The organism is Gilvimarinus japonicus (genome assembly GCF_042847215.1).
Taxonomy (GTDB): domain Bacteria; phylum Pseudomonadota; class Gammaproteobacteria; order Pseudomonadales; family Cellvibrionaceae; genus Gilvimarinus; species Gilvimarinus japonicus.
In genome coordinates this window covers 765,165-777,500 of record NZ_AP031500.1, presented here as the reverse complement: position 1 = coordinate 777,500, position 12,336 = coordinate 765,165, and the positions used below count along the sequence as shown (strand labels likewise).

Below are 12,336 nucleotides of genomic sequence, written 5' to 3'. Positions count from 1 at the left end.
GCGGCCGTCGCGATTCCCCACTCGACATCCACATCATGCCCCACCCACACCATGGCGGCGATTAGTGCCGCGGCGGAAGGGCTAGCGAGCCCGACAAACTGGCCTTTATCGACCGTACCAATTTGCGTATTAAAACGCGCTAAACGCAGCGCGGCACAGGCCGTAAAGCCGAAGGCCGCCGCCCAGCCAACCTTGCCGAGATCGGCCAACCCCCAATTAAAGATCACCAACGCCGGCGCCACACCAAAAGAGACCATATCGGCCAAACTATCGTATTGCTCGCCAAAAGCGCTAGAAGTATTGGTCATCCGGGCAACGCGCCCGTCCAGGCCATCGAACACCATCGACACAAAGATCGCGATAGCCGCCACCTCAAAACGACCATGCATAGCCGAGATAATGGCGTAAAAGCCACTAAACAGCGCAGCGGTGGTAAATAAGTTGGGCAATAAATAGACGCCGCGATGACGAACCTTCTTATCGCCCTCCTGCACCTCTTCAACATGTTCGTCAAACGGTAAGAGGCTGTCGGCCTCTTCGTCGTCGATACGTTTATCAGGATCTTGGCTCATACATTCCATCTCGCCGGTTTAAAACATAAGCGTAACACAAAAACGACAAACCCCTGCGCTAGGCAAGGGTTTGTGGTCAGAAGCATGCGCCCCTGGATCAAGCAAGAGACGACTTAGTTTTTGTCTTTGTCGACGATCTTGTTGGCCTGAATCCAAGGCATCATGGCGCGCAGTTTTTCACCCACCTGCTCAATGGGGTGAGCCGCGTTGTTGCGACGGTTAGCGGTCATTGACGGGTAGTTGTGTGCGCCTTCGGCGACAAACATCTTGGCGTATTCACCGTTTTGGATACGCTTAAGCGCGTTACGCATAGCCGCGCGCGACTCTTCGTTGATCACTTCAGGGCCGGTAACATACTCACCGTACTCGGCGTTGTTAGAGATCGAGTAGTTCATGTTGGCGATGCCACCTTCGTACATCAGATCAACAATCAACTTCAGCTCGTGCAGACACTCGAAGTAAGCCATCTCAGGCGCGTAGCCCGCTTCGGTCAGGGTTTCAAAGCCCATTTTAACCAGCTCAACGGCACCGCCACACAGAACCGCTTGCTCACCAAACAGGTCGGTTTCGGTTTCGTCTTTAAAGGTAGTCTCGATGATACCGGTACGACCACCGCCAACACCGCTGGCGTAAGACAGGGCGACATCTTTAGCGCGGCCCGAGGCGTCTTGCTGAATAGCGATCAAGTCAGGGATACCGCCACCGCGAACAAACTCGGTACGCACGGTATGGCCTGGTGCTTTAGGGGCAACCATGATCACATCCAAATCTTTGCGCGGCACGATTTGGTTGTAATGGATCGCAAAACCGTGAGCAAACGCCAAAGTGGCGCCCTCTTTCAAGTTCGGTTCGATTTCATCGCGGTACAGCTCGGCCTGAAACTCGTCGGGAGTCAGCAGCATAACCACTTCGGCGCCGGCAACGGCTTCGGCTACTTCGCTCACTTTAAGGCCGTGGGCCTCGGCCTTAGCAACCGATGAAGAACCTTTACGCAGACCAACAGTGACGTTAACGCCAGAGTCGTTCAGGTTGCACGCATGGGCGTGACCCTGTGAGCCGTATCCGATGATGGCTACTTTTTTGCCCTGGATGATGGAAAGATCGCAATCTTTATCGTAATAAACCTGCATAGCAGACTCCTATCAAAAATAAGGTGAACAATAGAACAGCAGCGCCATTCAGCGCTGCCGAAATGAAATTTTTAAGACCCGCGCAGTTTAGTTAATTTTTCACATAACGTAAAATGATATATTCGCAACCTTACATTGCAAAAATGGCAACACACTATGGATACGCAAAAGCTGTCGCTCTTTATCGCCCTAGCCAATACCGGGCATTTTAGCCGCGCCGCGATCGCCTGCCACGTTAGCCCCTCGACCATGAGCCGCAACCTTAAGCAGCTAGAAGACGAGCTGGGCACCCAACTGATGGAGCGTGACAATCGTTCAGTCGCGCTTACCGATGACGGCACCCGGTTTTTACAGTTTGCCCGCGAGACGTTACAACAATGGGAAACCTTTCAGGAATCACTACTCGCCGATGCTACCGAGCTGCGTGGCCAGCTGAGTCTGTACTGCTCGGTGACCGCCAGCTATAGCTTTTTGTACGACATTCTTACCGAGTTCCGCACTCGCCATCCGGGTATTAACATTAAATTGCACACCGGTGACCCGGCCCAAGCGATTGATCGGGTTACCAGTGGCCTGGAGGATGTCGCCATTGCCACACGCCCCGAGCGCCTGCCCACAGGGCTCGACTTTAAGCCTATCGCTCACTCGCCGCTGGTATTCATCGGGCCCATCGACAGCCTCCATTTAGGCGGCACCCCCAAACAGTGGCGTAACTTACCTATGATTATTTCGGAGGACGGACTAGCCCGCGAACGGTTTGACGCTTGGTGTCGACAAGAATCGCTAACCCCCAACATCTATGCCGAGGTAAAAGGCAATGAGGCCATCGTGAGCATGGTGAGCTTAGGGTTTGGGGTGGGGCTCGTCCCGCTGATTGTTCTGGAGAATAGCCCACTAAAAGAGAAGGTAAAAAAAATAGCACGGCAACCCGACTTGGGGCCTTTTGAAACGGGAATATGCGTCTTAAAGAAGCGACTAAAAAGCCCGATTGTCTCGGCGCTTTGGCAGCAGATTGCCGACAAAGCACCTTGACGGAATGGCGCAGCTGAACTGCGCCGTGCAAAGTTACTCGAACATTACAGGTATTGATGTAGCGATAATGCCATTGGGACCATTAACCACTTGATCGCCGCGCTCGGTTAAAGCCTCCCCCAGTACGTCTTCGGCAATCGTCAGCGCTGTGGTGTCGTACCAAGTGCTTGCCGTCCAGCCAAAGGGCACCACATGGAAGCCTAGGCTTTTGGCCGTTAACATACTGCCAGCATCCAACGCACCTGTCGTAAAGTCCACAGCTAGGTCATCCAGCGCGCCGGCAATATCAAAGCCTTGTTGGTAGATAGGCTGCAAATCATCCACGATACGATCCCCGACAATTTCGATGTCATCCACCATAAACTCACCTGCAACGGTATTACCGTACTGAAAGCCAAACATTTGCGGTGACAGCGTACGCGCAAAATCTGCTGGGTAATCGTCATCGGTAATCTCGAACTCCACTTCGTTCCACTCGCCGTAGTTCATCGCCGTCATATCAACTTCGCCAAAAGCAAAGTGCTGCCAGCTACCACTTTGAAAGAAGAACGTCATCCAGAAATCGGTTCCGGAAAAAGCTTCTGGCAAGAAGATATTAGCTTTCACCGTGAGGTTACCGCCAAAATTAATCTCTTGCACCGAATTGACGTCGGCCTTATTGACGGCACCCCCATCACCGGCGGGAACACTAGCCTGCAACGCACCATCGACATTAGCGAGTTCCACTTGACCACCGTCCCAGCCGGCATTTACAAAACCCTCTGTACCGCTGCTGAAAGTCGCCTTGTATTGAGTATCAGTCACGACCTTAGTGGGGCGGGCAGACGGGTCTTCAATCACAAACGAGTCGATCAATATCGGCTCTGACTTGGGCGTAGTGATACCCCCAAACTGCAAGCCAAACGCCTGGGCGGTATAAATATCCGAAGGCGGCTGCACGGTTTCATTAAAGTTTACCGTGTACTTTAAATCGGCCCATTCGCCAGGCACTAGTTGCGATGGACTCACCGATATCGAGTTCCATGACCAACCCTCACCAAACTGGCCGAACGCATTCATCCACATATTGCTCAAATCACCCGCATACTCATCAGGTAAAAACATTCTGACAGTAACATTAAGCGTCTTACTAAAATCGATTTGACCAATAGCGTCGCCGTTCCAAGATGCCATTTGATAGTTTACCTGCCCCGCCGTTGGCAAAGCCTGCAAGCTACCCTCCGCAACCCAGGAATCAGCCCCATCGACCATCCACTGCTCAGCATCACCATCAGTGTTAAACTGCGCAGTGTAAACAGGCGGCACGCCGGGGAAGAGATTCATATTATCAAACTTGATCTCGCCTTTGGCGCTGTCCGACTTACCGTTGGCCATTATCTCAACACCCACATGGGTGACCGCCGTCTGATCAAACTCAGTGGCGCCACTCATAAGATTAGCCGGATCAATTTCCGCAGGCACATCAAAGCGTAGCTTGTTCCAGGTATTCTCACGCAACTCGCGCGCTAAAAATGTGCCTAAGCGTAAACGGTTGCCGTTGGTGTCTATCAAGTACATAGCAATACCGGTGGTACCGTTAGGCGCGTAGTTGGAGCTGCCGGGGGCCACCCGCATAAACTCCAAGTAACGGCGATCCATAAACACATCCAGCGATGAGGCGCCACCACTTAAATCAAGGACTTCGCCAAAGGCATTGACATAACCGACGCCATCTTCGGCACTGGACCAGGGGGTGTCCACCGATACGGCAACATTACCAGCGGCCTGCAACATTATGTCATTGTGATCGACCGGAAACTCTCCCGTCTCAGAACCACCGAAGGCATTCATCACAAAAGGCACGCCCTCTTGTGCAAGTAGGGTATTGGCCGAAATTATTTTATCGGTATTATCCCAGCGCTGGCCATCGCCATCGGCTGCCAAAACTAGATTTTTTTCGGGGTCGGCAGATAACAGCTCTTGCCCACGTCCCACTAGAAAGGCATTAAAGTCTTGACCGCAGCCTGCGGCGTCAATCATTAAGGGCAACTTGAAGCCCGCATCGCGGAAGCGACGAATTAACGCTTTATAGGTATCAATATAATCTTGATAACCCAAACTTGCGGCACTAAAAACACCCGTTGGCCCCCAGCCGTCGGCTATATTAATAATGACACGCCCCTGAAAGCGATCTTGCGCTAACACGGCAGTCCATTTGTCCAGCCACAAGGTGTTCACCGCATCAATTAAGCTGTTGGGATCTTCTTGGCACTGCAGAGCTGAGCCATCGTCCGTTAGCGTAACAACCGCCACCATATTGTTATTGGCAATAACACTTAAGGCGCCATCCAGCTCATCCTCGGTAACATCTTTATTTACCATCAGGCGCACCGCATTAGCGCCAGTGGCGGCCACGGGCTCTATCGCGTCGATCATCAGTGAAGGATTGCTATAAAATTCTAGAGTAACGCCGCGCAACATCGCTATGTTGCCAGCCACATCCAGCACAAACGGCCCTACCGTGGCCATGGTTGGCTCGCTTTCGGGCGGACGCGGACGATCCGCAGGGTCTTCGGCACCCGCCTCCGGGTACATCATATCCACATCGTTATCTTCACCCAGCAGGCCATCGCTGCCGCCACATGCACTTAGCGTTAACGCACCGGTCATTACAACCCATGGTAATAATTTCATTTTCATATCCAAACTCCATCATTATTCTTTTGGCTCCCGCGCTTAACGCGGGAAACGAGTATCTGATTACCGAGCCTTAGAAGGTCAGAGTAAAGCCTGCAGCGTAACGCCGTTCTTGCACATTAATGCTTTGTAACTGGTCTTCGTACTGGGCGTAAGTTCTGCGATCAGTCGCGGTCAGATTGGTACCGTTTAGGTACACACTGACATGCTCATTAATCCAGTAGCTCAGAGACAAGTCGAGATAACCGGCCGGCTCTCCCCAGTTAGCTAACTCCACCGGTGTACCGCTGGTGTTTAACTCCGCGTACCCGGCGTACTGCTTGCTGCGCCAGTTATAGGCAATACGCGCATTCAGCCCCGCGTTGTCATACCAAAGAATCAGGTTAGATTGATGTGCAGAGTTAGACTCCAAAGGCAAGGTATTGCCTTCAAGGTCTTTTTGCTCGGATTCACTTTGGGAGTAGGTATAGTTAAACTCAATACCGGTAGAGCTTAAGAAACTGCCGGGAAGGAAGGTAAACGGTTGACGATAACCAAACTCCATGCCGTAAAGCGAGGAGCCGTTTGCGTTGTCGGAGACCCACACGTTACCGGAGTTACCCCGGTCGATACCGTCACCATCAACAAATTGACGTCGCTCCTGAAAGCTTCGCACAGACGTATCCACGTCCATGTAAAACAAGCCCACACCAAGAATCGCATCTTCATCAAAATACCACTCGGCAGAGGTGTTATAAACGTCGGCAAGCCACGGATCGATATCAATACTGCCGTTGTCACTACCACCCCCGACACAAGTAACGTCCTCGCCGACTAAATTACCCGAGGTGTCGACAACCAATACCCGATCGCCATTCTCATCGGTTTTTTCACACTGGGTATACCACAAGTAAAGCCCGGAACCGACATTTTTTAAGTCGTTACGCGATGTAGTACGCGCCGCCGCAAACCGTACAACAACGTCATCGGCGGGGTACAAATTAACGTTAGCCGATGGTAAGTACTGGGTAAACGAGCGCTCTTTGGTTTCAATGTCGTATACAAAGGCGAGTTTTTGATAATCGACGGAACCGATGGAGTTAAACACATCCAATACTTCGGGCACGGTATTACGCTCCACCGTGCGCTCAGTGTGCATCACTTTTAAACCAACGTTGCCGCTGTAAGGAATGCCAAATAGGCCATCACCGGAATCAAAGTTAAACTGCACCGATGCCTCGGTAGAGGCCTCCTCCACATTAAAGGCGAAAGACGGATCTTCCACCGTGCGAGTGCCAGGGTACAAACGGTTCATAAATGTCAGCGGAGAATCCCACTGCGCGGGGTCAAGCGCCGACACGCCATTATCAAAACCCGAGAAAGGCCCAAAATCGTTAAACACTACAGTATCGGCGGCCGAGAAACCGTTATCGATTAAACCGGCATCACGCAGAGCTTGGCTTTCATCTTCGTAATTAAAATTCCGAAAATCTGGATAGCGTTGCCATACGCGATTACCCGAATATAGCTGGTTACGTTTATCAATGGGAATACGCTGGTTATCAGGATAACGCTCGGTCGGTGTGACATAAAAGAACTCAGTATAATCCGCCTCACGAATACCGTGACGCAGCCCCACATCGACGGACTCAAAAAGGCCACCATCAAAGTCGTAATTCAAGTCAATACGGGCAACATTAAGAGTGCCTTCAGTGTTGTTACCTTTAGCGTCCGCCTGATAGTTGGCTAACAAAGCCGCATCCGAGACATCGCGTTCAAATTGAAAAGATGGATAATCACCGCGGTAGTCAATAATGGCCGGATAAGGGTCAATCGGGTCTTTGCCGGAAATGCCATCCTCATCAACCCACAGCCAAGCAGGACTGCCTTGCTTTAAAGAAGCTTCGCGCTGACGTTTCTCTGCCTCGGCATAAATATACCGCGCCGTTACCGTTAGGTTATCGTGATTGGTGTAATCCAATTGCAAATTGGTATTCAGCGCCGCGGTTTTATCGATTTTATTGGATGATGTGGTTTGAAAGTCCGGCGACAGCAGGTCGGCTACCTGTAAACTATGAATGGTCGCGGTTTGTGATTGGCCATTGTCATCCACGTAGGTGAAATTGCCACCCTCACTAAACACTGAGCCTTCTTGCAGCGCGTTATTCAGGCCTTGCTCCGTCCCCGGCTCGCCATTAACCGGATAAGAATCCACCGCCGAGTTTCCATTAAACGCAACTTTTACGCCTCGGTCGTATTGATCCATTTGAGTGTAAAATGCGTCGCCGCGCAGCGTGAAGTTATCATTAATTTGCCACTCGCCACTAAACGAGCCACCTTCGCGCTCGCGGGTAACAAAGCTGCTCGTGGCACCGAAGCTTTCCGGCACTAAGTACCAGTCATTGACCAGGTCGCCGTCGCCGTCAAAATCCAGCGGGTCGGTTGGTGTACCGTTTTTCTGGTCGAGAAAACCAAACTGCGGGTTTTCCCACATAGAGTAGTTGGCGTTGTAGCTCTCGGAGGTAAACAAGCCAACATTAAACGCTAAAGCGTCGTTGACCTTAAAGCCGAAAAAGCCGCTTAGATTGTAGTCTGGGTCGCGCGTACCGGTGCTGCCATCTGGATTCACTTCGTCTTTTGAACGGCTACCCATAGAGGCTTCGGCGCGCAGATTGGCTGTCACGCCATCATCCATGGCAAGCGGAGACATGGTTTTCAAGTCCACCACGCCCGAAATACCACCGGCCACCATAGAGGCAGACTGAGATTTGTATACATCTACCCCACTGATCATGCCAGCAGGAATATCCGAGTAATTGGCGCCCACCTCGGTAATGCTCCAAGGACTTAAGAACTGCTCGCCGTTTAAGGTGGTTAACACCTGAGGCATACCGCGAATATTAAGTGACGTCCCCTCGTTGGCCTCGCGATTGATCTGAACGCCGGTTACCCGTTGCAGCGAGTCGGTAATCGTCAAGTCGGGCAACTTGCCGATATCTTCCGCTACAATCGAGTCGACGATGCGATCCGAGTCGCGCTTGATATCAATGGCCGCGGCTTGCGACTGGCGAACCCCACGAACAATAACCTCTTCCAGTAACGCCTCATCGCCACTGGCCTGCGGGGTGGTATCGGCCTCTTGGGCAAACAGGGCCGAGCTCCCAAGGGCACAACCAATGGCCAATGCCAAGGCACTCCGACGGGGGGAAAATGCACTGCGATCTATCATCTTTGTATTCCTCGCACACTCTTATGTTTTTTTATAGGTACTACCAGAGCCACGCACAGGGTATTCGTCACGGCTCTAGGCAACTAACGGGAAAGCTGGGATTTTCTACTCAGAAAACGCGTTTTTATTATCCTCGACCACTTCATATGATCTTTTATATAAGGCCGGCTACAGAATAAACTGGACAACCTGTAACCGATTACAGCAACAATAGCGCACCCGGCGGCCATGTTCAACAGGAAAATAGGGTTTACATATAAAATATGTCTAGCAGTAAAAGGCACCAAAAGCCCCTAAAAGTGGGATTTTAGTCGCAGAAATGCCAATAAGTGGGGATAAACAAAGGAGGAAAACGCTAAAAGAGAGGGCTGACGGGGCTTTTTACACCCCGTCTAGATCTAGCTATAAACTCAGGACTTTTTCGCCCCGGGCAATACCCGACACACCGGAGCGCACTACCTCGAGGATAGAAGCGTCGCCCACAGAGAGCAAAAAGGCATCGAGCTTATCTGAGGTGCCGGTAATCTGAATAATATACAGACTCGCCGTCACATCGACGATTTGACCCCGAAAGATATCCACGCAACGCTTGATCTCGGCGCGCTGTGCGCCGGCGGCTTTTACCTTAATCAGCATCACCTCGCGCTCGATGTGGGCGCCCTCGGTCAAATCCACCAACTTAACCACATCAATCAGCTTGTTCAGATGCTTGGTGATTTGCTCAATTTTGTGATCGTCGCCCACTGTGGTCAACGTCAACCGAGACAGGGTTTCGTCTTCAGTTGGCGCTACCGTGAGTGACTCAATGTTGTAACCACGCTGTGAAAACAAACCCACCACGCGCGAGAGCGAGCCGGGGGCATTTTCCATCAGTACAGAAATAATTCGTCTCATAAAAAATTCTCTATTTTATGGAGTGCACGGAGGCACGACCATTTTGCGCAGAGCCAAATGCGAGCGGTGCTATATCGGCAAGAGTGCCAAGAAAGTCGACGTACTTTTGCCAGCGCTCTTGCCTATATAGCGACGCGATAAGGAAAAAGCCATGGACGGCTTTTTCCGCACAATCTAGGTACGCTCCGTCTTGCTTAACCACATATCGCGCATGGCGGCGCCTGCGACCTGCATGGGGTAGACGTGCTCGGAGGTATCCACCGAAATATCCATAAAGACCACCCGGTCTTTCATGGCAAAGCACTCTTCCATTTTCGCTTTTAGCTCTTCTTTTTTAGTCACGCGGATACCCACGTGGCCGTAAGATTCTGCCAATTTCACAAAATCAGGCAGCGAGTCTTCATACACACTCTCGGAGTAACGGCTGGAGTACTGCATGTCTTGCCACTGGCGAACCATCCCCAACGCTTGGTTGTTCAGGCAAATGATCTTGATCGGCAGATTGTACTGAGTACAGGTCGACAACTCCTGAATACACATCTGAATGCTGCCCTCGCCCGTCACACAGGCGACGACGGCATCGCGATCAGCCATTTGCGCGCCCATCGCGGCAGGCAAACCAAAGCCCATGGTGCCAAGGCCACCCGAGTTAATCCAACGGCGCGGCTTATCAAACAGATAATACTGCGCGGCAAACATCTGGTGCTGTCCTACATCGGAGGTAATGTAAGCATCGCCTCCGGTAACTTCATGCAGCGCTTTAATCACGTCTTGCGGCATGATTTTTTCACCGCTGTTGTCATAGCGCGGCGCCGTGTATAGCCCGTGACGCTCACGCCACTCGTTAATTTGCGTCCACCAAGAGTCAACAGCGCCGGCATCAGGCTTTTCGTCGCCCTCCAAAATCAGCGCCAGCATCTCACTCAATACGCTGTCAACCGAGCCCACTATGGGGATATCAGCGGTAACCGTCTTTGAGATAGACGCGGGGTCTACATCCACATGAATGATTTTGGCATTGGGGCAAAATTGTTTAACAGCGTTGGTCACACGGTCATCAAAGCGCGCGCCTACAGCAAAAATCACATCCGCGTGATGCATTGCCATGTTGGCCTCGTAGGTGCCATGCATACCGAGCATACCCAAAAACTGTTTATCGGTACCTGGGTAGGCACCTAACCCCATGAGGGTGTTCGTCACCGGATAATTCAGCTGCTTTGCCAAATTAGTTAACAGCTCTGAGCCATTGCCTTGCACCACACCACCGCCGGCGTAAATAACCGGGCGACGAGCTTCTAATAACAGCTGTGCCGCTTTTTTGATCTGCCCGGCGTGACCGCGCGTTGCGGGCGTGTAAGAGCGAATTTTGACTTTATCCGGGTACTCGTACGGGAAAGTGTCAAATGGCGCCGTCAAGTCTTTAGGCACATCGATCACCACCGGGCCGGGACGGCCAGTGCGGGCGATGTAGTACGCCTTTTTAACCACCTCAGGGATTTCGCTCGGGTGCTTAATCATAAAGCTGTGCTTAACGATTGGGCGCGAAATACCGACCATGTCGGTCTCCTGAAAGGCATCTTCACCAATTAAGTGACTCATTACCTGCCCCGAAATCACCACCATCGGGATCGAGTCCATATAAGCAGTGGCAATACCAGTGATGGCATTGGTCGCGCCCGGGCCCGAGGTCACCAGTACGGTGCCCACTTCGCCCGTGGCGCGCGAGTATGCGTCGGCCGCGTGTGTCGCGGCTTGTTCGTGTCGCACCAAAATGTGCTGAACGTCTTGTTGCCGGAAAATAGCGTCATAAATATGCAGTGCTGCGCCGCCTGGGTAGCCGAACAGGTATTTAACCCCTTCGTCCCGTAGCGAGCGAATTAGCATATCGCCGCCTGATAGCATTTCCACGGTGTATCCCCTTTTAATACAGCTGGTCTCAACAGAATGCGCCCACTATACCAAAGACCGCAGCAGAAAAGGCCGCGCCTGATAGTGGAGCCATAAAAGAATTAAGCAGATTCCCCAAGTTACGCGCTTGTAGCGATGGCGGTTTCTTGGGCAGGCGGCATCGGTGGATGTGCCTACGCGGTGCGGATGGTTCAACAAGCGGGTGACTTGCTGGGCGTAGCGTGAACACCGAGGTTGTCGGCAGAGCTTACGGGCCATCTAGCGAATTCGCTATTGTCCCAATTTGGTCATTTTTGTCAAGTACAAAGGCTCGCCTGACGATGTTTGGTGAGCCAAACCATTCGATAAGCGACCGATTCGGTCACAGTTTACGCCAAGCGGTTTTCCGCAAAGGCCGATTAAGCGTTATAGTAGCGTGGCTAACAATGTATCCAAGGTGGGGATTATGTACAGAACATTCGCTCGTATGCTGGGTTTGATCACGCTTTTAGGCGCACTGGGCAGCACCCAGGCAAACGCCGACACCGTTTACAAGTGGACCGACGATGAAGGCGGCGTACATTACGGTACCCGCCCACCCGGCGGGCAAAAAAGTACCGCCATCAAGCCCAAAACCGGCCACAGCGAGCCGGTCGACTACTCACACTTTTCGAGCGAAGCCGAGAAAGAAGCCGCCCAAGCCAAACAAGCCAACGGCGAAAAAGCATCCACCAAAAACCCCGAACGGTGCAAAACAGCCAAAAGCAACTTAGAGATTCTGAGCCGCGGTGGCCGTGTGCGTGAGCCAACCGATGACGGCAGCTTTACCTATCTAGATGAGGAGCAAAAAGCCGCGCGAATCGAGCAGGCGCAACAAATCATCGACGAATCCTGCTAAACCGACCAAGCTTCACAAACGCCCCGTCAAGTACGGGGC

8 protein-coding genes (1 of these 8 cut by a window edge) are annotated in these 12,336 nt (G+C 52.0%); 2 read left to right on the top strand and 6 right to left on the bottom strand.

The features are described 5' to 3' along the window. Positions 1-572, bottom strand: partial view of a CDP-diacylglycerol--serine O-phosphatidyltransferase gene (pssA, locus tag ACGHAD_RS03265; RefSeq protein WP_382417482.1) — the 5' portion only. 310 nt of this gene lie to the left of the window's left edge; only the first 572 of its 882 coding nucleotides appear in the window; it begins with the start codon at positions 570-572; its stop codon lies beyond the left edge, outside the window. A 113-nt stretch (positions 573-685) separates the two neighbouring features. Continuing rightward, the gene (ilvC, locus tag ACGHAD_RS03260) at positions 686-1,702 is read right to left on the bottom strand and encodes a ketol-acid reductoisomerase (RefSeq protein ID WP_339617689.1); all 1,017 of its coding nucleotides are present in this window, start codon (positions 1,700-1,702) and stop codon (positions 686-688) included. A 156-nt stretch (positions 1,703-1,858) separates the two neighbouring features. On the opposite strand from ilvC, the gene ilvY reads away from it, so the two are divergent. Then, entirely contained in the window at positions 1,859-2,734 is an 876-nt protein-coding gene (ilvY, locus tag ACGHAD_RS03255; protein ID WP_339617688.1) for an HTH-type transcriptional activator IlvY, read from the top strand. A gap of 33 nt (positions 2,735-2,767) precedes the next feature. Here the strand turns inward: ilvY and ACGHAD_RS03250 are convergent, their stop codons facing one another. The 4 genes from ACGHAD_RS03250 to ACGHAD_RS03235 form a co-directional block, all read right to left on the bottom strand. Then, positions 2,768-5,413, bottom strand: a complete 2,646-nt coding sequence (locus tag ACGHAD_RS03250; protein WP_382417479.1) for a hypothetical protein — start codon at positions 5,411-5,413, stop codon at positions 2,768-2,770. Between the two features lie 70 nt (positions 5,414-5,483). Next, a complete protein-coding gene (locus tag ACGHAD_RS03245; RefSeq protein WP_382417478.1) occupies positions 5,484-8,618 on the bottom strand; it encodes a TonB-dependent receptor in 3,135 nt (1,044 codons plus the stop codon). Positions 8,619-9,020: 402 nt separating this feature from the next. Further along, the gene (ilvN, locus tag ACGHAD_RS03240) at positions 9,021-9,512 is read right to left on the bottom strand and encodes an acetolactate synthase small subunit (protein ID WP_339617685.1); all 492 of its coding nucleotides are present in this window, start codon (positions 9,510-9,512) and stop codon (positions 9,021-9,023) included. 174 nt (positions 9,513-9,686) lie between these two features. Then, positions 9,687-11,420, bottom strand: coding sequence for an acetolactate synthase 3 large subunit (locus ACGHAD_RS03235; RefSeq protein WP_339617684.1), 1,734 nt, complete (start codon positions 11,418-11,420; stop codon positions 9,687-9,689). Between the two features lie 445 nt (positions 11,421-11,865). On the opposite strand from ACGHAD_RS03235, the gene ACGHAD_RS03230 reads away from it, so the two are divergent. After that, complete coding sequence (locus ACGHAD_RS03230; protein ID WP_382417475.1) at positions 11,866-12,297, top strand: DUF4124 domain-containing protein; 432 nt, start codon at positions 11,866-11,868, stop codon at positions 12,295-12,297. Positions 12,298-12,336 lie beyond the last annotated feature (39 nt).

Coding starts and splice junctions, on each gene's coding strand:
- ilvC (WP_339617689.1), bottom strand. CDS start 1,702: ATGCAGGTTTATTACGATAAAGATTGCGATCTTTCCATCATCCAGGGC.
- ilvY (WP_339617688.1), top strand. CDS start 1,859: ATGGATACGCAAAAGCTGTCGCTCTTTATCGCCCTAGCCAATACCGGG.
- ACGHAD_RS03250 (WP_382417479.1), bottom strand. CDS start 5,413: ATGAAAATGAAATTATTACCATGGGTTGTAATGACCGGTGCGTTAACG.
- ACGHAD_RS03245 (WP_382417478.1), bottom strand. CDS start 8,618: ATGATAGATCGCAGTGCATTTTCCCCCCGTCGGAGTGCCTTGGCATTG.
- ilvN (WP_339617685.1), bottom strand. CDS start 9,512: ATGAGACGAATTATTTCTGTACTGATGGAAAATGCCCCCGGCTCGCTC.
- ACGHAD_RS03230 (WP_382417475.1), top strand. CDS start 11,866: ATGTACAGAACATTCGCTCGTATGCTGGGTTTGATCACGCTTTTAGGC.